The 25895-nt window shown below is 53.5% G+C and carries 23 protein-coding genes; 1 reads left to right on the top strand and 22 read right to left on the bottom strand.

The genetic code is table 11. From position 1 onward, the window contains the following. Positions 1 to 18: 18 nt before the first annotated feature. From pstS to asnC, 20 genes are all read right to left on the bottom strand, one after another. The gene (pstS, locus tag IB212_RS23065) at positions 19 to 1059 is read right to left on the bottom strand and encodes a phosphate ABC transporter substrate-binding protein PstS (protein WP_041911742.1); all 1041 of its coding nucleotides are present in this window, start codon (positions 1057 to 1059) and stop codon (positions 19 to 21) included. A 257-nt stretch (positions 1060 to 1316) separates the two neighbouring features. Next, entirely contained in the window at positions 1317 to 2393 is a 1077-nt protein-coding gene (gene stgD, locus IB212_RS23060; RefSeq protein WP_081753000.1) for a fimbrial protein StgD, read from the bottom strand. Positions 2394 to 2397: 4 nt separating this feature from the next. Beyond that, complete coding sequence (locus IB212_RS23055; RefSeq protein ID WP_041911743.1) at positions 2398 to 4926, bottom strand: fimbria/pilus outer membrane usher protein; 2529 nt, start codon at positions 4924 to 4926, stop codon at positions 2398 to 2400. A gap of 20 nt (positions 4927 to 4946) precedes the next feature. After that, positions 4947 to 5600 (bottom strand): fimbrial chaperone, encoded by a 654-nt coding sequence (locus IB212_RS23050; protein ID WP_080339190.1) that lies wholly within the window; start codon positions 5598 to 5600, stop codon positions 4947 to 4949. A gap of 101 nt (positions 5601 to 5701) precedes the next feature. Continuing rightward, entirely contained in the window at positions 5702 to 6283 is a 582-nt protein-coding gene (locus tag IB212_RS23045; RefSeq protein ID WP_041911744.1) for a chaperone-usher fimbrial major subunit, read from the bottom strand. 326 nt (positions 6284 to 6609) lie between these two features. Further along, positions 6610 to 8439, bottom strand: a complete 1830-nt coding sequence (gene glmS / locus IB212_RS23040) for a glutamine--fructose-6-phosphate transaminase (isomerizing) (protein WP_041911745.1) — start codon at positions 8437 to 8439, stop codon at positions 6610 to 6612. A gap of 224 nt (positions 8440 to 8663) precedes the next feature. Continuing rightward, positions 8664 to 10034, bottom strand: coding sequence for a bifunctional UDP-N-acetylglucosamine diphosphorylase/glucosamine-1-phosphate N-acetyltransferase GlmU (gene glmU / locus IB212_RS23035; protein ID WP_041911746.1), 1371 nt, complete (start codon positions 10032 to 10034; stop codon positions 8664 to 8666). 138 nt (positions 10035 to 10172) lie between these two features. Next, positions 10173 to 10592, bottom strand: a complete 420-nt coding sequence (locus IB212_RS23030) for a F0F1 ATP synthase subunit epsilon (protein WP_006177560.1) — start codon at positions 10590 to 10592, stop codon at positions 10173 to 10175. A gap of 20 nt (positions 10593 to 10612) precedes the next feature. Continuing rightward, entirely contained in the window at positions 10613 to 11995 is a 1383-nt protein-coding gene (gene atpD / locus IB212_RS23025; RefSeq protein WP_003862362.1) for a F0F1 ATP synthase subunit beta, read from the bottom strand. 31 nt (positions 11996 to 12026) lie between these two features. Next, positions 12027 to 12890, bottom strand: coding sequence for a F0F1 ATP synthase subunit gamma (atpG, locus tag IB212_RS23020; RefSeq protein ID WP_003862364.1), 864 nt, complete (start codon positions 12888 to 12890; stop codon positions 12027 to 12029). 51 nt (positions 12891 to 12941) lie between these two features. Next, entirely contained in the window at positions 12942 to 14483 is a 1542-nt protein-coding gene (atpA, locus tag IB212_RS23015) for a F0F1 ATP synthase subunit alpha (protein WP_003862367.1), read from the bottom strand. A gap of 12 nt (positions 14484 to 14495) precedes the next feature. Beyond that, positions 14496 to 15029, bottom strand: coding sequence for a F0F1 ATP synthase subunit delta (atpH, locus tag IB212_RS23010; protein ID WP_003862369.1), 534 nt, complete (start codon positions 15027 to 15029; stop codon positions 14496 to 14498). 14 nt (positions 15030 to 15043) lie between these two features. Beyond that, on the bottom strand, positions 15044 to 15514 hold the full coding sequence (gene atpF / locus IB212_RS23005) for a F0F1 ATP synthase subunit B (protein WP_003862370.1): 471 nt from the start codon (positions 15512 to 15514) through the stop codon (positions 15044 to 15046). 48 nt (positions 15515 to 15562) lie between these two features. Beyond that, positions 15563 to 15802, bottom strand: coding sequence for a F0F1 ATP synthase subunit C (gene atpE / locus IB212_RS23000; RefSeq protein ID WP_000429386.1), 240 nt, complete (start codon positions 15800 to 15802; stop codon positions 15563 to 15565). 49 nt (positions 15803 to 15851) lie between these two features. Next, positions 15852 to 16667: a F0F1 ATP synthase subunit A gene (gene atpB / locus IB212_RS22995; RefSeq protein WP_028014916.1), complete on the bottom strand. Its 816-nt coding sequence runs from the start codon at positions 16665 to 16667 to the stop codon at positions 15852 to 15854. A gap of 8 nt (positions 16668 to 16675) precedes the next feature. Next, entirely contained in the window at positions 16676 to 17056 is a 381-nt protein-coding gene (gene atpI, locus IB212_RS22990; protein WP_008500194.1) for a F0F1 ATP synthase subunit I, read from the bottom strand. A gap of 616 nt (positions 17057 to 17672) precedes the next feature. After that, positions 17673 to 18296 (bottom strand): 16S rRNA (guanine(527)-N(7))-methyltransferase RsmG, encoded by a 624-nt coding sequence (gene rsmG, locus IB212_RS22985; protein WP_188245839.1) that lies wholly within the window; start codon positions 18294 to 18296, stop codon positions 17673 to 17675. 106 nt (positions 18297 to 18402) lie between these two features. Further along, positions 18403 to 20292, bottom strand: coding sequence for a tRNA uridine-5-carboxymethylaminomethyl(34) synthesis enzyme MnmG (gene mnmG, locus IB212_RS22980; protein WP_045261176.1), 1890 nt, complete (start codon positions 20290 to 20292; stop codon positions 18403 to 18405). Between the two features lie 374 nt (positions 20293 to 20666). Continuing rightward, a complete protein-coding gene (gene mioC / locus IB212_RS22975) occupies positions 20667 to 21116 on the bottom strand; it encodes an FMN-binding protein MioC (protein ID WP_041911749.1) in 450 nt (149 codons plus the stop codon). 90 nt (positions 21117 to 21206) lie between these two features. Further along, positions 21207 to 21665 (bottom strand): transcriptional regulator AsnC, encoded by a 459-nt coding sequence (asnC, locus tag IB212_RS22970; RefSeq protein ID WP_188245840.1) that lies wholly within the window; start codon positions 21663 to 21665, stop codon positions 21207 to 21209. A gap of 151 nt (positions 21666 to 21816) precedes the next feature. Between asnC and asnA the strand changes: the two genes are divergently transcribed. Further along, complete coding sequence (asnA, locus tag IB212_RS22965; protein WP_041911750.1) at positions 21817 to 22809, top strand: aspartate--ammonia ligase; 993 nt, start codon at positions 21817 to 21819, stop codon at positions 22807 to 22809. Here the strand turns inward: asnA and viaA are convergent, their stop codons facing one another. Together viaA and ravA are read right to left on the bottom strand one after the other, a co-directional pair. Then, positions 22810 to 24261 (bottom strand): ATPase RavA stimulator ViaA, encoded by a 1452-nt coding sequence (gene viaA / locus IB212_RS22960; RefSeq protein ID WP_188245841.1) that lies wholly within the window; start codon positions 24259 to 24261, stop codon positions 22810 to 22812. Beyond that, entirely contained in the window at positions 24255 to 25751 is a 1497-nt protein-coding gene (gene ravA, locus IB212_RS22955; RefSeq protein ID WP_188245842.1) for an ATPase RavA, read from the bottom strand. Before ravA ends, viaA begins: the two co-directional genes overlap by 7 nt. Positions 25752 to 25895: the final 144 nt, after the last annotated feature.

Here is a 25895-nt window from a genome sequence, read left to right as displayed (position 1 = left end):
TTTCGTCAGAATGCTAAATTAATACAATGCTTTACCGCTGCTGTCTTTCACGTTGGTTTTCCATGCAGCACGAATCTGCTCAACCACGCTGTCTGGCAGGCTGGCGTAATCCAGGTCGTTAGCCTGTTTGCCGCCGTTTTTGTATGCCCAGTCAAAGAACTTCAGCACTTCAGTACCTTGCTCTGGTTTCTTCTGATCTTTGTGAATCAGAATGAACGTTGTAGAAGTGATTGGCCACGCGTTGTCGCCTTTCTGGTTAGTCAGATCCTGTGCGAAGGATTTGCTCCAGTCAGCGCCTTTCGCTGCGTTAGCGAAGTTCTCTTCAGTTGGGCTAACCGGTTTGCCGTCAGCAGAAACCAGTTTGGTGTAAGCCAGGTTGTTCTGCTTAGCGTAAGCGTATTCTACGTAACCGATAGAGCCAGGCAGACGCTGTACGAAGGCAGCGATGCCGTCGTTACCTTTACCGCCCAGACCGGTTGGCCAGTTAACGGTAGAGCCGGAGCCGACTTTCGATTTCCACTCTTCGTTCACTTTTGCCAGGTAGCTGGTGAACACGAAGGAGGTACCGGAACCATCAGCACGACGAACCACAGCAATGTTCTGCGAAGGCAGCTTAACGCCCGGGTTCAGTTTGGTGATGGCTTCGTCATCCCATTTTTTGATTTTGCCCAGGTAGATGTCACCCAGGGTTTTGCCGTCCAGCACCAGCTCGCCTGATTTCAGGCCAGGGATGTTAACAGCCAGCACAACGCCGCCGATCACGGTCGGGAACTGGAACAGGCCTTCCTGATTCAGTTTTTCATCAGACAGCGGAGCGTCGGATGCGCCGAAATCAACGGTATTCGCGGTAATTTGTTTTACGCCACCGGAGGAGCCGATACCCTGATAGTTAACCTTGTTACCGGTTTCCTTCTGGTAGGTATCCGCCCATTTGGCATACACCGGCGCAGGGAAGGTTGCACCGGCACCTGTCAGGCTTGCTGCTGCGAATACAGAGAAAGCGCTCATGGATAAGGTCGCGGCGACAACAGTTGCGACAGTGGTACGCATAACTTTCATAATGTCTCCTGCAAGGATTTCGTAAATCATTGTTTAAGTGGCTACGATGAGCAAAATAGGACAAACAGGTGACAGATAAATGTACGAAATATGACAGTTTTATGACAATGCATGCCTGCACGTTAACCTCATGAATAAACACATGATTTTATTTTTCACTAAAGCATCATGATGAAAGGAAGTGTGGTTCAGAATGGAAAAAATGACAATGACTGTAATATGTAACAGGGGCGGAAACATTTCGCCCCTGTGTTTATTCAGTTGGCGATCTCCAGCGTGATGGTGGCGTAGGCGTCAAAGGTCCCCGGCCTGGGCTGAGCGCCTGTCGCACTGGCTGGCGCCGCGGAAAACGTCAGCGAGTTGGTTTCTGCCCCCTGATTGTTCGGCCCCCTGTCCATACTCATGCTGCCGCCGTTCACATTCACCGCGCGGTCGGCCTTGTCATAAATGACAATCCCGACATCATCATTACCGTTGACTTTCATCATTGTCGCGCTGGAGTCAACCGGATCGGCATGAAGGGAAGAGTAGACGATATTTTCATCCCTAATTCCGGTGCACTGGACGAGGATGGTTTTGGTCACCTTGTGGCTGGAAACGGGCGTGCCCTGCACCGCAGAAAACGCCGTAGAAGGAATTTTACCAAAATCGATTTCCAGCGACTGCCCCGACGCAATCTCACAGTTTTGCGGTGCGACGATATCACCTGAAATACGGATTTCTGCCAGCTTTTCGGTACTCGCCAAAGAGGATTGTGTGTTTATTCCGCCGTACAGATCCGCGACGATCGTGCCGGGTACCGTGACCTTGCCGATAAAAGGTTTGTTAACCAGAAATGACAGCTTGATCTCCGATCCCGTATCCAGTATCGCCTGGTTGCCTTCTTCGCCATCCGCATAGCAGTACATACCGGAGGTTACGCGATTTGGTTCCGCAGAAAAGGGTACGGGAATAAAGTTACGTCCCAATACATGAATCGAGGAGGCAATACTCAAGTTGTCATTCAGTCTGTAGTAGGTATAACCGTTTCTCGTCGTATCGACGTTCAGAGGCGAAGTGGCCGTATAGTAAATCTCTCGAAAGACGGTGGTATAGCGCGTCAGGCAATTACATTCAACTTTATAGGTCGTGGGGGACGTTAGGGTCTCCAGATCTCTTATCTCCATACCCGCTTTATTTTTATCAGCCGGTATTTGCTGATTATTCACATTCAGATTGTAGAGATAGGTTCCACCTACTGCATGGCAGATCCCATCCCCCGCAAGCGCAGCCTTGCTCCATGTACTGAATAAAAGCGTCATTACAACAAACAGCCTTTTCAAACCCAATTTCATCGCGCTATTCCTGTTGGCAAACTGCCGTTGTCTGAACCAGCTCGACACCTGTCGGCTTGTTAATGTGGTAATGCACCGTGCAGCGACTGGCATTCCCCTTTCCCCAGTTCAGTGAAAACGTACCGTCTTCCGGCATACCGGAAAGGTAGACATCGCCGTTATCCCCGACAATGCCGGTCACGCTGCCGGACTCAAGCTCCGCGGACGCCATCGCGCCAAAGGGGACGGGTTGTCCATTCGCCTGACGAACGTTAAACAAGATGCGGTAGCCAACGTGCGTAACAAATTCAGCCTTCACCACGGCGCCACGCGTGGGCACCAGGGTAAGGACGCTGTTATCAAGTTCGACGTTGGCTTTGGCGAAGTAATCGCTGTCGAAAGCGACACGGTTTTCATCGTAGGGGTTGAGCTGCGTCTGGACGGTAAAGCCCCGCCAGTCAGTGGCGATGCCACCAGCGTTTTCCAGCTCAAGACCGACGGCTCCGGGGGCTTTAATCAGCGCGACGGTCTCACCCAGTTCCTGAGAAAAAGTGATCCCTTCGCTGTGCGCCAGAATGCCACCTTTCACACCATAGTTAAGGCGCTCTGATTCCCGGCTATAGTCATAGCTGGCATTCACCGAGCCGTATGTTCCGTCATACCCAAGTCCTGCACTGCCGTTGCTCTCTCGTTCATCAGCATCCCAGGATTGCTGAATGTTATAAGAGAGGTTATGTCCTTCAAGCGCCGTACCGTTTACGCCTACCTGATGCATCCCTTTACCGTGGTTATTTTGCGTCGCGCTATACGAGACGTAGCTGTTGCTGAGCCAGCCCGATAGCGGAACCGATACGGAAAACATGAAGATCTGCTCGCTTTCTGATGAGGTGCTATCGGCATCCTGGCGGCCGCTGGAAGTGGTGGCAGAATCCGAATAGTTCCAGGAGAGGTTCCAGGAGATAGAACGCCAGCTATTGCTGTAGCCGAATTGCACCAGTCGTTCGACAGCGTCCGTCTTCCAGTACTGCTGGCGGCTCAACGTCAGATAGAGGTTGCCCATACCTTCGCCGAAAGTTTGGGTCCACGTACCTTCCAGCCTGCTGCGCCGGTTACCGGTTACCCAGAAATCGCTTTGGTTATTCTGGCGTGAAGCCCACTCATTCAGCGTGTAGTACCCTTCCGTCGAGTACCGGTAACCCACCAGCCGGAGCGTCGTGTCGGTATCATCAAAGCGTTTTGAATAGAGGAAACGATAGGACTGCCCCTGTTCATTGTCGTTCTCGTCGAACCAGGCGGCTGCGTGGGTGACGTCAAAGGAGAGTGCGCCCAGCGACCCCATATCCTTGCCGACCCCGAGCGCAGCGGCGCGATAATCCTGCGCCAGCTGCATGCCGCCATACAGCGTTAATCCCCACGGCATACCGCGCAGCAGCTGAGCCTGAAACACTTCCGGTGTGAAAGATTGTTGGTCGCGCAACTCACCAGCGCTGATATCCACATCGGTCTGTCCCTCGCGCTTCAGTATGGCTAACGACGCATAGGGCTGCGTGAAGCGTTGTTCGCTGCCGTCCTCTTCTTTGATGGTGACATCCAGATCGCCGCCTGAGTGGGTAGTATTGAGATCGGTCAGCGAAAAGGCGCCCGGCGGAACGGCTGATTGATAAATAACGTATCCATTCTGCCTGACGATGACGGTGGCGTTACTTTTTGCCACGCCGCGAACCACCGGAGCAAACCCGTTCTGGCTGGCGGGAAGCATGTCGTTATCCGTGTAGAGCCGCACGCCGCGAAGCTGCGTGCTGTCAAACACATCGCTGGCGGTAAACGTATCTCCAATCATCACCTGGCTACGAAGCGCGGCAATATTCCGCTCGGCGTAGGTGCTTATAGTGTCATAGGCTGACTGCCCGTTGCTGATATTGAGGGTACTGTAGTTACGCAGGCGCCATGCCCCCACGTTTATCCCGTTGCGCAGGTTGAGGTAGTAAAACGCCTCGTCATCACCGTCATCGTCGCGAAGCGTTTCAGAGCCTGAAAAATCATAATTCACCATCAACGCGTTAATGCCTTCATCCCAGCGGGAAGGGCTTATCGCATCATGGGCAGCGGCATCAATATAAATCTGCGGGATGGTCAGATTGAGGGCCAGCTCATCCGTATTAAACGTCGAGGTCGCCCCCTCTATCACCGCCGCAGGACGGATGCACTGCTTCTCGTCGATCTCTGCCAGCGCCTTTACCGCTTCAACTTTTACGCCAAAGGAGGCCAGGACGCTTTTCGCATCCACAAAACAGGGGGTGATTTCCGCCTCTGCATTATCCTGAACAAACGTCACGACGCGTTGTTCAATACGCTTACCGTTAACAAAAATATCGACCTTGTAATCCCCGGCAGGCAGGCTGTTTGCCCGGTTGAACTGGCTGATGTCCACATCAACGGGGTGATCGATCTCCAGCAAGGCGGGATTAAACAGATCGTTTGCCGCAGACATTTTCGCAGCAGAAAAGAATATCCCTGAGATCATCAGGAGTTTTACGAGCGGTGAGGAGGCCATTTGCCAGGATATCCCGATGATCAGAGGGTAAGCGCAATAGTGTTACTGATGCCGCCGTAGTCATTGACGTAGCGCCAGACCATGTTATGACCGGACGTTCCCGCAGGCAGCGGAAGACGCAGGGTTTCAAACGGGCGGATAATATTCAAAGGCACATCCTTCCCGTCGACCGTCACATTCATCACGTTGACGTGAATGGCGCTGGGATTATGCACAACCAAAAAACCGCCTTCGGTATGCCAGGTGACTTTCGGCGCGGCGGCTTCCGGGGTGACCTTGAGCGCAGCCGGACGCCAGAAGAGTTTGATGCGCGTTTTGATGGCGATTTCCAGCCGGTTTGGGCTGTTGCCCGAAGGCGGAATATTTTTTACGTTCAGCCAAAAGACGGATTCGCGATCGTCAGGCAGTGCCCCTTTGACTTTCATAATTCGCAGAATTTTTTCCTGCTGCGGCTCCAGCCGGGAAACTGGAGGAATAACGGTGAAAGGCGGTGAAGAGCGATCGCGACTTTCGAAGGGATCAACCCATGTCTGAATCAAATAGGGCAGCGTATTATCATTGTTACGAACCGAAATGGTCGCATCGGATTTATCACTGGAATATATAATACGCGTTCCACCAATAATGATGCCCGCGGTTGAAAAACATGAAAAAAAGACCAGCCACAGCGTCATGAGTACGCCGAATAACACTCTTATCACGAAATAATCCTTTATATAAAGAGCCTGGCAGAAAAAGGGCAACCATCAGGCTCAACAGAGTGTGCGGGGTGATATTATTTCAAATATTCAATAGTAAATTGAGAATCAGCGTTAGCCGTACCCGGCGTGACCGTAGCCAGGGTCTGCACATATTTCGCTTTAAACCCTAAATCGGCTTTGCCTGCGGTGATGGGGCTATAAGCAGAATTGCCGTACAGCGGGACAGCAGTATCGTCCTTCAGGTTGTACAGTTTAATCGCTACCCCCGTTGCTGTGACAGCGGTATCCCCACCGGTGAAGGTACCGTCGGTCCCCGTTTCACCTGCAACAGGCGTACCGATGGCAAGATAGCCCTTGCCGATAGTGTCCTTATCTTCCGTACCATCAAAGCGAACGGCAGCCTGAGTGTATGTGGTTGGGCATTTATCCAGTCGGATATGAAAATCTTTTACCGATGCCGTAGAGTCAATACCCGTGAAAGCAGTTTTACCCACCTTACCGATATTCACCGTCTGCCCAGCCGTATCTGAAGTGACTTCACATGTGGTATCCACCACTTCGCCACGGAAGTGTACAATACCGTCAGATGCGATAACCTGATTCGCTAAAAACAGTGAAGATAACGCCAAAATCCCTGTAAAAATATTACGTTTCATAGTACTCCGCCATTAAATTAATAAATCCATCTATTACATTCATGATTTAAATAAATCATGGAACCTGCGTTCGGCCGATATAATACAAATAAAATTAAACTCAGCAAGAAATAAAATTATATTTTTAAAGGAGTTATTATGTAAGGAGGAATAATATAATAAACGAATAAAACACCAGGCCCGAATCAATATTATTTCGTATAAATTTAAGTTTACAATAAGCGTGTATGAGAAGAAAAAACGGGGTTTGTTTTTCAGATTATATTTATATAGAAATAAAAAAGCCTTAGCATGGCGCTAAGGCTTTATCGAAAATAAACGGACTATTATTCCACCGTAACCGATTTCGCCAGGTTACGCGGCTGGTCAACGTCGGTGCCTTTGATCAGCGCCACGTGATAGGCCAGCAGTTGCAGCGGAACGGTGTAGAAGATCGGTGCAATCACCTCTTCCACATGTGGCATCTCAATGATGTGCATGTTGTCGTTGCTGACAAAACCGGCATCCTTGTCGGCGAAGACGTACAGGACACCGCCGCGGGCGCGTACTTCTTCGATGTTGGATTTCAGTTTTTCCAGCAGTTCGTTGTTAGGTGCCACAACGATGACCGGCATATCCGCATCAATCAGCGCCAGTGGGCCGTGTTTCAGCTCGCCTGCCGCGTAGGCTTCAGCGTGGATGTAGGAGATCTCTTTCAGCTTCAGTGCGCCTTCCAGCGCGATCGGATACTGATCGCCACGCCCCAGGAACAGCGCGTGATGTTTGTCAGAGAAGTCTTCCGCCAGCGCTTCAATGCGTTTGTCCTGAGACAGCATCTGCTCAATACGGCTCGGCAGCGCCTGGAGACCGTGAACGATGTCGTGCTCAACGGAAGCATCTTCGCCTTTCAGACGCGCCAGCTTCGCCACCAGCATCAGCAGAACGGTCAGCTGAGTGGTAAACGCTTTGGTGGAGGCCACGCCGATTTCGGTACCCGCTTTGGTCATCAGCGCCAGATCGGACTCACGCACCAGGGATGAGCCCGGGACGTTACAGATGGCCAGCGAGCCCAGATAACCCAATTCCTTAGACAGACGCAGCGCTGCCAGCGTATCCGCCGTTTCGCCGGACTGGGAAAGGGTGATCATCAGGCTGTTACGACGCACCGCAGACTTGCGATAGCGGAACTCAGATGCGATTTCCACGTCGCACGGCACACCCGCCAGGGATTCAAACCAGTAGCGAGAGACCATACCGGAGTTATATGAGGTACCGCAGGCTACGATCTGAATATGTTCAACCTTGCCGAGCAGTTCGTTGGCGTTTGCCCCCAGCTCGCTCAGATCCACCTCGCCGTGGCTGATGCGCCCGGTCAGAGTGTTTTTGATAGCGTTCGGCTGCTCGTAGATCTCTTTCTGCATGTAGTGACGGTAAGCGCCTTTGTCGCCCGCGTCGTACTGCAGGTTAGATTCGATCTCCTGACGCTTCACCTGCTCGCCTTTGGTGTCGAAGACGGTCACGCTGCGGCGCGTCACTTCCGCGATATCGCCCTCTTCCAGGAAGATAAAGCGACGGGTGACCGGCAGGAGCGCCAGCTGATCGGAGGCGATAAAGTTTTCACCCATGCCCAGACCGATAACCATCGGGCTACCGGAACGCGCGGCCAGCAGGGTAGATGGATCGCGGGAGTCCATGATCACCGTACCATACGCACCGCGCAGCTGAGGGATAGCGCGCAGCACCGCATCACGCAGCGTACCGCCCTTTGCCAGCTCCCAGTGCACCAGGTGAGCAATCACTTCGGTGTCGGTTTCAGAGACGAAGGTATAGCCGCGCGCTTTCAGTTCTTCGCGCAGCGGTTCGTGGTTTTCGATAATGCCGTTATGCACCACCACGATGTGTTCAGACACATGCGGGTGCGCGTTACCTTCAGACGGTTCGCCGTGCGTCGCCCAGCGGGTGTGCGCGATACCGGTACCACCGTGCAGCGGATGTTCTTCCGCAGCCTGGGCCAGCATCTGCACTTTACCGAGACGACGCAGACGGGTCATATGCCCTTCTGCATCCACGACAGCCAGACCGGCAGAGTCGTAACCACGGTATTCCAGACGACGTAAACCTTCGAGAAGGATTTCAGCAATATCACGCTGCGCAACTGCGCCAACAATTCCACACATATTTTAGATTCCGAATTTAGGCATTATGCCTGCGTTGTCGCTGACCTGTATTTACCCTTTCCGGGCGCCCCGAGCCTTGTAGAGAGTGGGGTTATTTTTATGGGTACTGCTTGTGGGGGGAGATATATATTTATCTCCTCTCCCGGGTTTGCCTGATGACGGCTACGCCTTATCAGGCCTACTCCATCGTAGGGCGGGTAAGCGTAGCGCCACCCGCCTTGTTGTTACTTTTTCTTCACCGGGCGTTTCCAGCCCTGCTTGTGTACCTGCGGCACGCGGCTTAACACCAGCTCGTTATCCGCTACGTCGCGCGTGACGGTCGTGCCGGCGGCAATGGTCACGCCGTTACCCACGGTAACCGGTGCCACCAGCTGCGTGTCCGAGCCCACGAACACGTCATCGCCGATGATGGTTTTAAACTTATTGGCGCCGTCATAGTTACAGGTAATGGTTCCTGCACCAATGTTCACGTTATCGCCAATCTCCGCGTCGCCCAGATAGGTTAAATGACCCGCTTTGGAGCCTTTACCCAGACGCGCTTTTTTCATTTCCACGAAGTTGCCCACGTGCGCGCCTTCCAGCAGCTCAGCACCCGGGCGCAGACGCGCAAACGGGCCGATGGTACACGCGGCTTCAAGATGAGCATCTTCCACCACGCTGTACGGGCTGATTTCGCAGTCGTCACCGATGACGCTGTTTTTAATCACGCAGCCGGCGCCAATTTTGACGCGGTTGCCCAGCGTGACGTTGCCTTCAAGAATAACGTTAGTATCGATCTCAACATCGCGCCCGTGAGACACGGTGCCGCGCAAATCGAAACGCGCCGGATCGCGCAGCATGACGCCAGCAAGCAGCAGCTTCTCTGCCTGCTCGGACTGATAAATACGCTCAAGACGGGAAAGCTGCAGGCGGTTATTCACGCCGTCCGTTTCGCTGATGCACGCCGGATGAACGGCGGCGATCTCACGCCCTTCGTAATACGCCATCGCAATGATGTCGGTGATGTAGTACTCACCTTGCGCGTTATTGTTGTCGAGCTGAGAGAGCCAGCGCTTCATGTCCGCGCCATTGGCAATCAGGATGCCGGTGTTGATCTCCTGAATCTTGCGCTGTTCATCACTGGCATCTTTATGCTCAACAATCCCCGTCACGTTACCGTTTTCACGCGTGATACGGCCATAGCCCGTTGGATCGTCCAGAACAACGGTCAATAAACCGATGCCGCCCTGCGGCTTGGCTGCACGCAGGCGAGTCAGCGTTTCAACGGAGATCAGTGGAACGTCGCCGTAAAGCATCAGAATATCTTCGTCATCGGCAAAGAACGGCGCAGCCTGTTGCATCGCATGACCGGTACCCAGCTGTTCAGCCTGAAGCACCCAGTTGAGCGCATCATCGCTCAGCGTCTTTTTAAGCAGATCGCCGCCGTGGCCGTAGACCAGGTGAACCTGACGGGCACCCAGTTCATTCGCTGCATCAATGACATGCTGCACCATTGGCTTTCCTGCCAGCGTGTGGAGCACTTTAGGCAGATCGGAATACATGCGGGTACCTTTGCCAGCGGCAAGGATCACCACGCTCATCGCACTGTTTGACATACGCATCCTGACGGTAGTTTGAGTGAGAAGTAAAAACGTTTGATGCCTAAAATTCTACATCTTTTTCATCATGAATTAAGGATGAAAAAAAAAGCCAGCCTGGTATCCAGACTGGCTTTTGTGCTTTTCAAGCCGGTGTTACATCGCTTTTTTGGTCAACTCGATAACGCGCAGTTTCGCGATCGCTTTGGCCAGCTCCGCAGACGCCTGAGCGTAATCCACGTCACCATGAGAGCTGCTAATGTGCTCTTCAGCCTTACGCTTCGATTCCAGGGCTCGCGCTTCGTCGAGATCCTGGCCACGAATAGCGGTATCGGCCAGAACGGTCACACTGCCAGGCTGCACTTCAAGAATGCCGCCGGACAGATAGATAAACTCTTCGTGACCGAACTGTTTAACGATGCGGATCATACCAGGCTTAATGGCGGTGAGCAGCGGTGCGTGACCCGGGAAAATACCCAGTTCACCTTCACTGCCCGTTACCTGGATTTTCTCGACCAGACCAGAGAACATTTGTTGCTCTGCGCTGACGACGTCCAGGTGGTAAGTCATTGCCATATCACCCTCCGATTAAGGCGTTAAAGTTTTTTGGCTTTTTCCACGGCTTCTTCGATGGAACCAACCATGTAGAACGCCTGCTCTGGCAGGTGATCGTATTCGCCTTCCATGATGCCTTTAAAGCCACGGATGGTGTCTTTCAGGGAAACGTATTTACCCGGAGAACCGGTGAATACTTCCGCAACGAAGAACGGCTGGGACAGGAAGCGCTGGATCTTACGCGCACGTGCTACCACCAGTTTGTCTTCTTCAGACAGTTCATCCATACCCAGGATGGCGATGATGTCTTTCAGTTCCTGGTAACGCTGCAGCAGGGACTGTACGCCACGCGCGGTGTCGTAGTGTTCCTGACCAACAACCAGTGGATCCAGCTGACGGCTGGTGGAGTCCAGCGGGTCAACAGCCGGGTAGATACCCAGAGACGCGATCTGACGGCTCAGTACCACGGTTGCGTCTAAGTGCGCAAAGGTGGTTGCTGGAGATGGGTCAGTCAAGTCATCCGCAGGTACGTATACCGCCTGAACGGAGGTGATAGAACCGGTTTTGGTAGAGGTGATACGTTCCTGAAGAACACCCATCTCTTCCGCAAGCGTAGGCTGATAACCTACCGCTGAAGGCATACGACCCAGCAGTGCAGATACTTCAGTACCGGCCAGGGTGTAACGGTAGATGTTATCAACGAACAGCAGAACGTCACGACCTTCGTCACGGAATTTCTCAGCCATTGTCAAGCCGGTCAGCGCAACGCGCAGACGGTTTCCTGGTGGCTCGTTCATCTGGCCGTAAACCAGGGATACTTTGTCCAGAACGTTGGAGTCGGTCATTTCGTGGTAGAAGTCGTTACCCTCACGAGTACGTTCACCTACGCCCGCAAACACGGAGTAACCGGAGTGCTCGATCGCGATGTTACGGATCAGCTCCATCATGTTTACGGTTTTACCTACACCCGCACCACCGAACAGACCAACTTTACCGCCCTTCGCAAACGGACACATCAGGTCGATAACTTTGATGCCGGTTTCCAGCAGTTCCTGAGAGCTGGACAGCTCTTCGTAGGAAGGTGCCGCGCGGTGGATAGCCCAACGCTCTTCTTCACCGATGTCGCCTTTCATGTCGATTGGCTGACCCAATACGTTCATGATACGACCCAGCGTTGCTTTACCTACCGGGACTTCGATCGGGTGCTCAAGGTCTTTGACTTCCAGACCACGACGCAGACCGTCGGAAGAACCCATGGCGATGGTACGCACGATACCGCCGCCGAGCTGCTGCTGAACTTCCAGCACCAGGCTCTCGTTACCATTCTGTACCTCAAGCGCGTCGTACACGCGTGGTACGGCGTCCTGAGGGAACTCGACGTCCACCACGGCGCCGATTACCTGGACAATCTTTCCAGTAGCCATCTTGAATCCTCTACGTAATTCGTAAACCTGGTTAAACCGCGGCGGCCCCCGAGACGATCTCGGTGAGTTCCTGAGTAATGCTGGCCTGACGAGCTTTGTTGTAAACCAACTGCAGCTCTTTAATCAGGCTGCCGCCATTATCGGTCGCGGCTTTCATCGCCACCATTCGTGCGGCCTGCTCGCTGGCCAGGTTTTCTACAACGCCCTGATAAACCTGAGATTCAACGTAACGACGCAGCAGGGTATCCAGCAGCGGTTTCGGATCGGGTTCATACAGGTAATCCCAGGCTTTCTGCTTCAGCTCGTCATCTTCTGATGCCGGTAACGGCAGCATCTGAGTGAGCGTTGGAACCTGAGACATGGTGTTAATGAATTTGTTGCTGACAACGTACAGTCTGTCCAGACGGCCTTCATCGTAGGCCTGCAACATCACTTTAACCGGGCCGATCAGTTCGGACAGGGACGGGTTATCACCCATACCGGTCACCTGAGCGACAATGTTGCCACCAACGGAGTTAAAGAAAGAGACGCCTTTAGAGCCAATCAGTGCCAGATCGCACTGAACGCCTTTATCAGACCAGCCTTTCATATCCGCCAGCAGTTTTTTGAACAGGTTAATGTTCAAGCCGCCACACAGACCACGGTCAGTCGACACCACCAGGTAGCCCACGCGCTTAACGTCGCGTTCTTCCAGGTAAGGGTGCTTATATTCCAGATTACCGTTTGCAAGGTGACCAATCACTTTGCGCATGGTCTCTGCATAAGGACGGCTGGCCGCCATGCGATCCTGCGATTTACGCATTTTGGAAGCGGCGACCATCTCCATCGCTTTAGTGATCTTTTGCGTGTTCTGGACGCTTGCGATCTTACTACGTATCTCTTTTGCGCCGGCCATGAGCTTCTCCTCAATGCCAGGCGGCTTGCCCTGAGACAAGCCGCCGGACGATTACCAGGATTGGGTTGCTTTGAAGGAATCGAGGATAGCTTTCAGCTTGCCTTCGATTTCGTCGTTATAGCCACCGGTCTGGTTGATCTCTTGCATCAGCGGAGCGTGATCACGGTCGACGTAAGCCAGCAGAGCGGCTTCAAAGCTACCGATTTTCGCCAGTTCCACATCTTCGAGGTAACCGCGTTCAGCCGCGAACAGTACCAGGCCCTGCTGAGCAACAGACATTGGAGCGTACTGTTTCTGCTTCAGCAGCTCGGTCACTTTCTGACCGTGGCTCAGCTGTTTACGGGTTGCTTCGTCCAGATCTGATGCGAACTGAGAGAACGCAGCCAGTTCACGATACTGTGCCAGCGCGGTACGGATACCACCGGACAGTTTCTTGATGATCTTGGTCTGAGCAGCACCACCCACACGGGATACAGAGATACCCGGGTTAACCGCCGGACGAATACCGGAGTTGAACAGGTTGGTTTCCAGGAAGATCTGACCATCGGTAATGGAGATTACGTTGGTCGGAACGAACGCAGAAACGTCACCCGCCTGGGTTTCAATGATCGGCAGCGCGGTCAGAGAACCTGTTTTGCCCTTCACTTCACCTTTGGTGAAGTTCTCGACGTATTCCGCGTTAACGCGGGAAGCACGCTCCAGCAGACGAGAGTGGAGGTAGAATACGTCGCCCGGGAATGCTTCACGTCCTGGTGGACGACGGAGCAGCAGGGAAACCTGACGATAAGCAACAGCCTGTTTAGACAGGTCATCGTATACGATCAGCGCATCTTCACCGCGGTCACGGAAGTATTCGCCCATTGCGCAACCGGCGTATGGCGCCAGGTATTGCAGTGCAGCAGATTCAGACGCGGTTGCTACCACAACGATGGTGTTAGACAGTGCGCCGTGCTCTTCCAGTTTACGAACCACGTTAGAAATGGTGGACGCTTTCTGGCCGATAGCCACGTACACACATTTGATGCCGGAGTCACGCTGGTTGATGATGGCGTCGATTGCCATCGCGGTTTTACCGGTCTGACGGTCACCGATGATCAGTTCACGCTGACCACGACCGATTGGGATCATGGCGTCAACGGACTTATAACCAGTCTGCACTGGCTGATCAACGGACTGACGGTCGATAACGCCTGGTGCGATAACTTCGATTGGGGAGAAGCCATCGTGCTCAACCGGACCTTTACCGTCGATTGGCGCACCCAGGGTGTTAACAACGCGACCCAGCAGGCCACGGCCAACCGGCACTTCCAGAATACGGCCAGTACACTTAACCTTCATGCCTTCGGCGAGGTCAGCGTATGGACCCATCACAACTGCACCTACGGAGTCGCGCTCCAGGTTCAGTGCGATAGCGTAACGGTTACCCGGCAGGGAAATCATCTCACCCTGCATACAATCGGCCAGGCCGTGGATGCGGATAACACCGTCACTTACAGAAACAATAGTACCTTCGTTGTGAGCTTCACTCACAACATTGAACTGAGCAATGCGCTGCTTGATCAGTTCGCTGATTTCGGTGGAATTCAGTTGCATGCTCCAGTCCCCTTAAGACTGCAAGACGTCTGCAAGGCGCTCAAGACGGCCGCGTACGCTGCCATCAATGACCATATCACCCGAGCGGATGATTACGCCTGCCATTACAGACTTATCGATTTTGCAATTCAGCTTAACTTTGCGTGACAGACGTTTTTCCATCGCGGCGGTGATTTTCGCAAGCTGTTCGTCACTCAGTTCAGTCGCGGAAGTCACTTCGACTTCTGCAGTTGCTTCACTAAGGGCACGTAAGTGCTCAAACTGCTCGAGAACATCCGGGAGCACACGGAGACGACCATTTTCTGCCATGACCTTAATCAGGTTCTGGCCGTTGGCATCCAGTTGCTCTCCGCACACGGCGATAAACGACGCGGCGAGGGTTTCAGGCGCTAACGCACCGGAAAGCAACTCGGCCATTTGTTCGTTTTTCGTCACCTCAGCGGCAAACGCCAGCATATTCTGCCAGCGATCGACATTTTGGTGTTCGACAGCAAAGTCAAAAGCTGCTTTGGCGTAGGGGCGAGCTACCGTAACAAATTCAGACATCAGCCCCTCCCTCCTTACAGTTCAGCGACAAGTTTGTCCACGATGTCGCTGTTAGCAGCTTCATCCACGGAACGTTCGATGATCTTCTCGGCGCCAGCAACAGCCAGAATCGCAACCTGCTTACGCAGTTCTTCACGAGCACGTTTACGCTCAGCTTCAATTTCAGCCTGAGCCTGTGTCACGATCTTAGTACGTTCCTGTTCTGCTTCAGCTTTGGCTTCGTCCAGGATCTGAGAACGGCGCTTGTTAGCCTGTTCAATGATTACCTGAGCTTCAGCTTTCGCTTTTTTCAGCTGGTCTGTCGCGTTGGCCTGTGCAAGGTCCAAATCTTTCTTAGCGCGTTCTGCGGAAGCCAGACCGTCAGCAATTTCTTTCTGACGTTTTTCGATGGCAGCCATTAAAGGCGGCCATACATACTTCATGCAGAACCAGACAAAGAGAATAAACGCGATGGCCTGGCCGAGGATTGTTGCGTTCATGTTCACAGCACAATACCTCTTAAATTTCTGTGGCTTGGGGTTTTAAAACAACTACTACGCGACAGCAAACATCACGTACAGACCCAGACCTACAGCGATCATTGGGATAGCATCCACCAGACCCATAACGATAAAGAACTGAGTACGCAGCAGAGGAATCAGATCAGGTTGACGCGCTGCGCCTTCCAGGAATTTACCTCCGAGGATGCCGATACCGATCGCAGCACCGATAGCCGCCAGACCCATCATCACAGCGGCAGCCATGTACAGCAGATCCATATTCAGGTTTTCCATGACAGTCTCCAGTTTGTTTCAATTAAAACGTAGTAGTGTTGGTAAAAAATCAGTGCTCTTCAGACGCCATCGACAGATAGACGATCGTCAGAACCATGAAGATAAAGGCTTGCAGCGTAATGATCAGGATGTGGAAAATGGCCCATGGCACATTCAGAACCCACTGTGACCACCACGGCAGAAGACCCGCGATCAGAATGAAAATCAGCTCACCCGCATACATGTTGCCGAACAGTCGCAGACCCAGTGAAACAGGTTTGGACAGCAGGCTAACGCCTTCCAGGATCAGGTTGACCGGAATAAACGCCCAGTGGTTGAACGGCTGCAAGGTAAGCTCTTTCACAAAGCCGCTTACGCCTTTCATTTTGATGCTGTAGAAAAGAATCAGGATAAACACGCCCAGCGCCATTGACAGGGTGATGTTCACGTCCGCAGACGGTACAACACGCAGCGCAGGCAGGCCGAAGATGTGCTCGCCGATGAACGGCAGCAGGTCAATTGGCAGCAGGTCCATCAGGTTCATCAGGAAGACCCAAACGAACACGGTCAGGGCCAGCGGAGCAATCAGCTTGCTCTTACCATGGTACATGTCTTTCACGCTGCCATGGACGAAGCCGATGATCATCTCAACGAACGTCTGGAATTTCCCTGGAACACCGCTGGTCGCTTTTTTAGCAACGCTGCGGAACATGGCCAGGAACAGAAGACCCAAAACCACCGAGAAGAACATGGAGTCGATGTTGATCGTCCAGAAGGTGGCCGGGGGGTTATGTGGATCCACCAGCGAGAATGTACGCAGGTCCAGCTGAAGGTTATTCAGATGGTGACCTATGTAATCCTGCGGCGTCATATTTTCTGAAGCCATGATGCCTTTTACCCTTTGTTATTGATTACAGCTGGAGCCAGAACTTGTACCACCAGCACCAAAACCCACGTTGCTATCAGCGGCATGAATACCACTTTCAAAACCGCCAGCGCCATCACCAGTAGAGCAAAGGTCAGCAACACCTTACACACTTCGCCGAGGGCGAAGGACCAGGCCACGCGGCCTTTGGCGGGTGTATGCGCCTGATGACGCCAGGCAAAAATCATAAACAACACGTTTGGCAGCACGACCGCCAAACCCCCGCACACGGCGGAGATGCCCCAGAAGGGGTCTTTGAGGCTAAACAGCAGTCCACTTGCTATCACAGCCAGAAACTGAATGAACAGAAGCTTACGAGCAACGTTTCTACTCAAGAGCGACACAGACATCACGTTTTTACTCCTGCTCCCTTCGAGGTATGCCGCGTGTCGTATAAAACGTCCTTTAAGGCTCAGAGTCAAGCATCAAAAAGCGGACAAATTATACGGTGCGTACCCGTGATTTCAAACATTAAGTAGCGAAAAGGTGAATAAATGTTTAAATATTTTTCCCCAGCGCTATTTTTTAACTTTCGAAGAAAGCACCGACCTTCGAGCAAAACTGCAAACAGCGCGAAAACGTTGACTACAAAGCGTGCACGAGATCACAAAACACACATTTGCGATAAGGTTGTATTTATCAAAGCCGTAAATCGCCCAGGATTATCCTTCTGAAATTAAACACAAAATATCGCAACTATTTTCAAAACAGCCCCGTACACAATAAAAACCTTTTATTGACATTCTTAATAAATAATTAACATTGCGTTCTGGTTACAGCCTTCCACTTTTAGCAGGCTGATATTTTCATAGTTGACTATCTTCGCGATGAATAATCGACTTGAGGTTAACCGCAAGAAAATCCCTGGTAAAAAAGCGGTTAAACGCTCTCTGGTTAATCCCGGTTAGTTGTGCTGTTTTTTAACATACTCAGAACAGCACAAATTCCACATTTTTTATTATTTTTTTAAAAATTGTTTGGCTTAATTATCACCAGATGACGTTCACCGTCGAGCTGCGGAACGTTTAATTTCTCGATGGTTTCAACGCTAAAACCGTCCGGAAGCTGTTCAATTTCATCACCGGGCAGCTGTCCTTTCAGCGCATAAAAACGGCCATCTTCTGCCGGCAGATGCTTACACCAGCTCACCATGTCATTGAGCGAAGCAAACGCACGGCTGATAACGCCGTCAAACGGCGGCTCTGCCGGAAACTCTTCTACCCTGCTCTGTACGGGCGTGATGTTATCGAGCTTCAGTTCATGCTGAACCTGGCGTAAAAAGCGCACGCGCTTGCCCAGGCTGTCCAGCAGCGTGAAATGGCTCTCAGGTCGGACAATCGACAGCGGAACGCCCGGCAAACCCGGCCCCGTTCCCACGTCGATAAAACGTCCACCTTTCAGGTACGGCGCCACCACGATACTATCGAGAATATGGCGAACCAGCATCTCGTTGGGATCGCGCACAGACGTCAGGTTGTACGCTTTATTCCATTTGTTCAGCATATCGACATACGCCACCAGCTGGCTTTTCTGGTGATCGGTGAGCGAAATACCAGCCTGATCCAGCAGACGAGAGAGTTTGTTGAGCACGGTGAATACCTGTTGAGAGTTTTTTGCCCGGTGGCGCTACCGCTTACCGGGCCTACGAATAAGTAGGGCGGGTCAGCGAAGCGCCACCCGCCAAAAGCAATGTCAATTACGCGCTACGGCGCAGCATGCCTTGCTTTTTCAGCCACACCAGCAGGATCGAAATCGCTGCCGGCGTAACGCCCGAGATACGGGAGGCCTGGCCAATCGATACCGGTTTGTGATCGTTCAGCTTAGCGATCACTTCGTTGGAAAGGCCCGTCACCTGACGGTAATCCAGCATTTCCGGCAGCAGCGTGTTTTCGTTGCGCTGCTGTTTTTCGATCTCATCCTGCTGACGCGCGATGTAGCCTTCGTACTTCACCTGAATTTCGACCTGCTCGGCAGCTTCAGCGTCTTCAAGGCCCGGTGCGAACGCGGTCAGTTTGACCAGATTCTCGTAGGTGACTTCAGGACGACGCAGCAGATCTTCGCCGCTGGCTTCACGCGACAGCGGCGCTGTTAAGTGAGCGTTCACTTCGGCAGCGGTTTCCGCCTGTGGGTTTACCCACGTAGTTTTCAGGCGCTGACGTTCCTGTTCAATACGTTCCAGCTTCTCGTTGAAGCGCGCCCAGCGTTCGTCATCCACCAGACCCAGCTCGCGGCCTATCTCGGTCAGACGCAGGTCGGCGTTGTCCTCGCGCAGCATCAGACGATATTCCGCGCGAGAGGTAAACATACGGTACGGTTCTTTGGTGCCCAGCGTGCAGAGATCGTCGACCAAAACGCCCAGATAGGCCTGAGAACGCGCCGGCGCCCAGCCCTCTTTCTCGGCAGAGAAGCGGGCGGCGTTCAGACCGGCAAGCAGGCCCTGTGCAGCCGCTTCTTCGTAGCCGGTGGTGCCGTTAATCTGCCCCGCGAAGAACAGACCGTGGATGAATTTGCTCTCCAGCGTCGGCTTCAGGTCACGTGGGTCGAAGAAATCGTACTCAATAGCGTAGCCAGGGCGAACGATTTTCGCATTCTCCATCCCCTGCATTGAGCGAACAATTTGCATCTGCACGTCGAATGGCAGGCTGGTGGAGATGCCGTTCGGGTAAATTTCGTTCGAGGTCAGCCCTTCCGGCTCCAGGAAGATCTGATGCTGGTTACGATCGGCAAAGCGCATCACTTTGTCTTCGATCGACGGGCAGTAACGTGGGCCGATCCCTTCGATCACGCCAGCGTACATTGGGCTGCGATCGAGGTTATTGCGGATCACGTCATGGGTTTTTTCGTTGGTATGCGTGATGTAGCACGGTACCTGCTGCGGGTGTTGCGCCGCGTTGCCCATGAACGAGAAAACCGGCATCGGGTTATCGCCGTGCTGTTGGGCCAGTACGCTGAAATCAATGGTGCGCGCATCGATACGCGGCGGCGTGCCGGTTTTCAGACGGCTGACGCGCAGCGGCAGTTCACGCAGACGACGAGACAGCGGAATGGACGGCGGATCGCCAGCACGGCCACCGCTGTAGTTGTCCAGACCAATATGGATTTTGCCATCCAGGAATGTCCCGACCGTCAGCACCACGGCTTTGGCGCGGAACTTGAGGCCCATCTGGGTCACGGCGCCCACGACGCGATCGTTCTCAACGATAAGATCTTCTACCGCCTGCTGGAAGATCATCAGGTTCGGCTGGTTCTCCAGCGCGGTGCGCACGGCCTGGCGGTAAAGCACGCGGTCTGCCTGCGCACGAGTGGCGCGAACAGCAGGGCCTTTACTCGCGTTTAGTATCCTAAACTGAATGCCCGCATGATCGATCGCTTTCGCCATCAGGCCGCCAAGTGCATCCACTTCTTTTACCAGGTGTCCTTTCCCAATGCCGCCAATCGCCGGATTACAGGACATTTGTCCCAGCGTGTCGATATTGTGTGTCAAAAGCAGGGTCTGCTGACCCATTCGCGCTGCGGCCATTGCGGCCTCAGTGCCTGCATGACCCCCGCCAATGATGATGACGTCAAAAGGATCCTGATAAAACATGGTGGTCTGCCTCGCGTAAAGCGGTATGAAAATGGATTGAAGCCCGGGCCGTGGATTCTACTCAACTTTAGTCTTTCGAGAAAGCATTGGGATCCTGGGCTATTAAAAAGAAGATCTTTTTATTTAGAGATCTGTTCTATTGTGATCTCTTATTAGGATCGCGGACACGTGTGGATAAGTCCGATCCTGCAAATAAGATCATGCAGTTAGGAAGGATCGTTTGCTGTGAATGATCGGTGATCCAGGACCGTATAAGCTGGGATCAGATCGCGACTTTATACACAGGCCAAAAACGACGCTAGGGTTGTTCTTTGGATAACTACGGGTTAATACGAGCTTTTAACCAGAGTTATCCACATCTGTTCGCGCGATCTTTAATCGTTTTTGAGTAAATTTTTCCATTCCGCGAGCCAGATCTCGGCTGGATCTTCCGGAATGTCATGATCGAGGATGTTAATCTTGAGCGTTTCACCCAGCTGTTTTGCTCCGCAAGCGGTAACAGCGGCTTCGACCTTCTCTATTGCCCCGCAAAAGGTGTCATATTCACGACTGCCGATCCCCACTGCGCCAAAACGGACGTTTGACAGGTCGGGCTGCTGTTCCAGCAGTTCGTCATATAAAGGTTGCAGGTTATCCGGCAGATCGCCCGCGCCGTGCGTGGAGGTGATCAGCAGCCAGACCCCGTCAGCCGGGAGATCTTCAAGCAGCGGCCCGTGCAGCGTTTGTGTAGAAAAGCCTGCATCTTCCAGCTTCTCAGCCAGATGTTCCGCTACGTATTCCGCACCGCCAAGAGTGCTGCCGCTGATAAGGGTAATGTCCGCCATTGATCGCTCGCTCAGATAAAGAGGGGATCATTGTACGCTGTGAACGAGCTGGGATCTACCTGTGGAAAATGTGGGAATGAATTTGCCCGATCACGGGCGGATGGTACGCATGATCGGGTTTTGCAGGGAGATCAGTGTCTCGGTGGACTGAATTTCATCGATTGTTTGGATCTTGTTGATAAGTACCTGCTGGAGGGCATCGATGGATCGGCACATCACTTTAATAAAGATGCTGTAATGCCCGGTGGTGTAGTACGCCTCGGTGACTTCATCGAGCGCGTTCAGCTTTGCCAGCGCGGAGGGGTAGTCTTTTGCGCTTTTAAGAATAATGCCGATGAAGCAGCAGACGTCATAACCCAGCTGCTTCGGGCTGACGTCGATGCGCGCACCGGTAATGATCCCTGCCTGCTTCATCTTCTCTACGCGAACGTGAATGGTTCCCGGGCTGACGCCAAACTGTTTCGCCAGTTCGGCGTAGGCTGTACGGGCATTGGCCATTAAGGTCTCAAGGATGCCGCGGTCCAGATTGTCGATCTGATAATTTTCCATAGCTTTTTCTTACGAAGATTAATGAATACGTCTATTCTAGCGTCTTATTTTAACGAATCAAAAGTGAAGGTGGCTTTTTGTTGATGGGTTATTGAATTAAGTGTCGGTTCTGTTGCTTAATCATTATCAACAGGACGCAGGAGTATAAATAATGAAAACCGCTTACATCGCAAAACAACGCCAGATCAGTTTCGTAAAATCCCATTTTTCCCGCCAGCTTGAAGAGAAGCTTGGTCTTATTGAAGTTCAGGCGCCGATTCTGAGCCGCGTGGGTGACGGGACGCAGGATAACCTGTCTGGTTGCGAAAAAGCGGTACAGGTAAAAGTGAAAACACTGCCAGACGCCCAGTTCGAAGTGGTGCATTCCCTGGCGAAGTGGAAGCGTCAAACCCTGGGACAACACGACTTCAGCGCGGGCGAAGGGCTCTACACGCACATGAAAGCCCTTCGCCCCGATGAAGACCGCCTCTCCCCGATTCACTCTGTCTACGTTGACCAGTGGGACTGGGAGCGCGTAATGGGTGACGGCGAGCGTCATGTCGGTACGCTGAAATCCACCGTTGAGGCGATCTACGCGGGGATCAAAGCGACCGAAGCTGCCGTGAGCAAAGAGTTTGGTCTGGTACCGTTCCTGCCGGATACGATCCACTTTGTCCACAGCCAGGAACTGCTGAGCCGCTTCCCGGATCTTGATGCCAAAGGCCGCGAGCGGGCGATCGCCAAAGAGCTGGGCGCGGTATTTCTGATTGGCATCGGCGGCAAACTGTCTGATGGCAAACGTCACGACGTTCGTGCGCCGGATTATGATGACTGGAGCACCGCGGGCGAAAGCGAATATGCCGGTCTGAACGGCGATATTCTGGTCTGGAACCCGGTTCTGGAAGATGCGTTTGAGCTCTCTTCGATGGGGATCCGCGTGGATGCAGAGGCGCTGAAGCGCCAGCTGGCGGTGACCGGTGATGAAGATCGCCTTAAATTAGAGTGGCATCAGGCGCTGCTGCGCGGTGAAATGCCGCAGACCATCGGCGGCGGTATCGGGCAGTCCCGTCTGACCATGCTGCTGCTGCAACTGTCTCACATTGGTCAGGTGCAGTGTGGGGTCTGGCCGCAGCAGGTACGTGAAAGCGTCGATTCTCTTCTTTAATTAACGCCGCCAGCGTCTGAGCAGGCGGCTACGCAACCCGGTATCAAAGCGCCAGATATGATCGAAGATGCGCATGATGCCGGGTTTTCCATGTGCGGACATCGCCACGGCATGAAAACGGTGCTGGTGCACGCGTTGCAGCTCCTTCACTTTATTTACCACATCTTCCGGCAGCCGCTGGGCAATGAAATCGGAAATCACCACCGCGTCAGCGTCGTACCAGTCGCCGCCCTGCATCCGTTCTACAATGCTGCGAAAACAGCTGGCCAGATCGGTGCCGCCGCGAAAACGTTGGCTTAAAAAGCGGATGGCCTGCTCAATGCCCTGCTGGTTCGTCAGCTCGTAGCCCACGACTTCACTGGAGAAGAGCATGATAAAGCAGCGACGGCGGTCAGCGAGCGCCACGCGCATCAGCGCCAGACAGAACGCCTTCGCACACTGCTCGTTAAAGCCGCCCATTGAGCCGGACGTATCCACGCAGACAATAAACGGCCCGCGCGGCTGCTCATCAAAGTCCTGATGCACGACCGGGCGCTGGCTGAGCTTCTCTCGCCAGGCTTCGCCGTGCAGCCGATAGGTGAGAAGCTGTTTTTCCACCAGCCGACGGTAAAACTCATACTCCAGTTCGGTCATCCCCAGCGTGCTTAGCTCGGTCGGCAGCAGGCGCAGGATGTCATCGCTTTGCTGGAGTCCGTCGACCTGCTCCGACACGGTAGCCGGTTCGCGTACAAGGGTGCGGAAGGTTTCCATCGGGGCATCTTTCTTTGGGACCGATTTGGCCTCTCGCGAGCGGCCGAGCTGTTCCGCGAGCTTCATCAGCTCCGGCTGCTGGGTAAGAAAGTCGCCGTACTTCACGATCAGCTGATAATCCCCGCGCCGCAGCTGCCCGGCGCTCATATCCCAGAGGCGACCAGCGGCGTTTTCATTTTCTACCAGCACCTCCTCGAGCTGGCCACTCAGCGTCATGCGTTCCTGGACTTCGCTGAGCAGCTGTTCCCGTTCTTCATCCAGAAGCTGTTGGTTCAGCGTGGTAGCCTGGACGACCAGGCTCAGGCGCCAGCGCTGTAAAAAGAGCGTGTGCAGCGCCGGGGTAAAGGTGACGTTTTCTGTGACCAGCGTTCTGGCCTGGCTGGCAAACGGAGAGTGGACTTTATCGAGCAGGGTAAGGGTTTGCGGGATCTGGACGATAAACTGTGGCGTCGATAGCCGCTGACACTGCTGATAGGCCGCGACTTCCTCCGTCAGTTCGGGCGGGACTTCTGTCTCCTTAAACCGCTGCCGCAGATTGTCGCGCCAGCGCGGGAGATCGTCCGTCATCGCTTTTTTGAGTTTCGGGAATTTTTCAAAGAAGGCCGCCAGCTGCGGCGATGCCAGAAGGGTAATCACCACCTCCTCGATCAACCCTTCCTCGCTGACGGCCAGCATCATATTGAGCGTGTCCAGCGTTAGCATTGACGCGCCTGTTTGATCTGCGCGCTGACGTCCTGCAGGCTGGCTTCAATGCGACCTAGCCAGTCGCTATGAATAAAGAGGCATTTTTGCTGCTCGCTGAAGCGGGTGTGCTGCTGATGCCATTCGGTATCCAGCGCTTCCAGCTGCTGTTTAATCTCTTCCGGCACGCTGTCCGAGGCGGTGCCGGGAAGCGCAAGACGCGATCCCTGAAGGCTCACGTCGCGGATCACAAGGTGCTGACTGCTGTCCACTTCCATATTCAGCGGCTGCGCGAAACCGATGCCGTTGAGCTTTCCGCGGATCTCCCCGCCCTTATCCAGCCACTGCGCCAGCGGCTCGCGCTCAATCGTAATGTGCACCACCTGCATATCATGCAGCTTGAGGGGCTGCTGGAGCAGCAGTGTCAGCGTCGTGCCGGTCAGATCGGCAGGTAGCTCGTAATGCGGTTTGCGGGCGAACATGCCGCCCAGTCGGTTCACTTTTAGCGCGGTTTTATCGCTTTGCTGCTGCTGGAGCTGAATGCGCCGTTGGGCAATCACCCCCAGCTGGTTGAGCATCGCCTGCTGCCCCCAGGCGTGCCCGGTCATCAAAACGTCCAGCTGCTGCTGCATCAGGTTCATGCCTTCTGCGTCGTGCCAGAGGCAGTCTTTTAGCAGGATCAGATCGATAGGGGCGACCGCGTCGCGACCGCTGAACAACGCGCTGGCCTGGAGCAGACGGATCGCTTTTTTCCAGCGACGATCCGAGACGTACGGGGCGGAAGGCAGGGAATCAAGCTGCTGGCGCAGCATGAAGATCAGCTCAAAGACGGCGTCGGGCAACTTAATTTTGCCGATCTCGTCCTGCCACTGATGGTACTCCTCGTCCGTCACCTGCAGTGAAGGTGCCACCGGGTTTTCGTTTTCGTCCTGCTGGCTCACCAGCATTGAACGGAAGTTTGATTTATCCTGGACTTTATCCAGCCACAGGCGGATCAGCATGCGGTCATACAGCGCTTCCAGGCTGCTGTCGGCTTCGGGCAGTTCGTTTGACGCGGCCACCAGCAGGCGCATGGGGATCTTCTCTTCGCTCGCGCCGTTGCGGAAGCGGCGTTCGTTGATTGCCGTCAGCAGGGTATTCAGAATGGCCGGGCCGGCTTTCCAGATCTCATCAAGAAAGACGATTTCCGCTTCCGGGAGATAGCCCGCCGTCAGACGCTCATAGCGCCCTTCATCTTTCAGCGCCTGAATAGAAAGCGGGCCGAAAACTTCTTCTGGCGTGGAGAAGCGCGTCATCAAATACTCGAATGCACGAGCGTTCTGAAAAGCGAACTTTAGGCGGCGTGCAATCAAACTTTTGGCAATGCCCGGCGGTCCCAGCAGAAATACGCTTTCACCGCTCAATGCCGCCAGCAGGCAAAGGCGAATGGCGTGGCTACGCTCGTAAAGGCCTTTCTCCAGCGCGCTGCTGAGGCGGGAAATTCTTTCTGCTAATAAATGTGAGTGAGCCATAATAGTTTTGCATCCTTTCGCCGTTGTGGCGGCCAATTGAAGCGAGTATAGACGTTTCAGTCAGGGCTGGTAATAGGCTGAAGTGCGGCGCAATTTTCTTTGCGCTACATTAATGCGGTTGCATTTAGGGGTACGATTTTGCAA

The organism is Enterobacter sp. E12 (genome assembly GCF_014596715.2).
GTDB classification, from domain to species: Bacteria; Pseudomonadota; Gammaproteobacteria; order Enterobacterales; family Enterobacteriaceae; genus Enterobacter; species Enterobacter bugandensis.
This window is presented reverse-complemented; position numbering and strand designations above follow the sequence as displayed.

Excerpts from the sequence above, each read along its gene's own strand:
- atpH (WP_003862369.1), bottom strand. The coding sequence starts at position 15,029 with ATGTCTGAATTTGTTACGGTAGCTCGCCCCTACGCCAAAGCAGCTTTT.
- glmU (WP_041911746.1), bottom strand. The coding sequence starts at position 10,034 with ATGTCAAACAGTGCGATGAGCGTGGTGATCCTTGCCGCTGGCAAAGGT.
- IB212_RS23045 (WP_041911744.1), bottom strand. The coding sequence starts at position 6,283 with ATGAAACGTAATATTTTTACAGGGATTTTGGCGTTATCTTCACTGTTT.
- asnA (WP_041911750.1), top strand. The coding sequence starts at position 21,817 with ATGAAAACCGCTTACATCGCAAAACAACGCCAGATCAGTTTCGTAAAA.
- atpB (WP_028014916.1), bottom strand. The coding sequence starts at position 16,667 with ATGGCTTCAGAAAATATGACGCCGCAGGATTACATAGGTCACCATCTG.
- atpI (WP_008500194.1), bottom strand. The coding sequence starts at position 17,056 with ATGTCTGTGTCGCTCTTGAGTAGAAACGTTGCTCGTAAGCTTCTGTTC.
- glmS (WP_041911745.1), bottom strand. The coding sequence starts at position 8,439 with ATGTGTGGAATTGTTGGCGCAGTTGCGCAGCGTGATATTGCTGAAATC.
- atpA (WP_003862367.1), bottom strand. The coding sequence starts at position 14,483 with ATGCAACTGAATTCCACCGAAATCAGCGAACTGATCAAGCAGCGCATT.
- IB212_RS23030 (WP_006177560.1), bottom strand. The coding sequence starts at position 10,592 with ATGGCAATGACTTACCACCTGGACGTCGTCAGCGCAGAGCAACAAATG.
- mnmG (WP_045261176.1), bottom strand. The coding sequence starts at position 20,292 with ATGTTTTATCAGGATCCTTTTGACGTCATCATCATTGGCGGGGGTCAT.
- atpE (WP_000429386.1), bottom strand. The coding sequence starts at position 15,802 with ATGGAAAACCTGAATATGGATCTGCTGTACATGGCTGCCGCTGTGATG.
- pstS (WP_041911742.1), bottom strand. The coding sequence starts at position 1,059 with ATGAAAGTTATGCGTACCACTGTCGCAACTGTTGTCGCCGCGACCTTA.
- IB212_RS23050 (WP_080339190.1), bottom strand. The coding sequence starts at position 5,600 with ATGACGCTGTGGCTGGTCTTTTTTTCATGTTTTTCAACCGCGGGCATC.
- atpD (WP_003862362.1), bottom strand. The coding sequence starts at position 11,995 with ATGGCTACTGGAAAGATTGTCCAGGTAATCGGCGCCGTGGTGGACGTC.
- mioC (WP_041911749.1), bottom strand. The coding sequence starts at position 21,116 with ATGGCGGACATTACCCTTATCAGCGGCAGCACTCTTGGCGGTGCGGAA.
- atpG (WP_003862364.1), bottom strand. The coding sequence starts at position 12,890 with ATGGCCGGCGCAAAAGAGATACGTAGTAAGATCGCAAGCGTCCAGAAC.
- IB212_RS23055 (WP_041911743.1), bottom strand. The coding sequence starts at position 4,926 with ATGGCCTCCTCACCGCTCGTAAAACTCCTGATGATCTCAGGGATATTC.
- viaA (WP_188245841.1), bottom strand. The coding sequence starts at position 24,261 with ATGCTAACGCTGGACACGCTCAATATGATGCTGGCCGTCAGCGAGGAA.
- stgD (WP_081753000.1), bottom strand. The coding sequence starts at position 2,393 with ATGAAATTGGGTTTGAAAAGGCTGTTTGTTGTAATGACGCTTTTATTC.
- asnC (WP_188245840.1), bottom strand. The coding sequence starts at position 21,665 with ATGGAAAATTATCAGATCGACAATCTGGACCGCGGCATCCTTGAGACC.
- ravA (WP_188245842.1), bottom strand. The coding sequence starts at position 25,751 with ATGGCTCACTCACATTTATTAGCAGAAAGAATTTCCCGCCTCAGCAGC.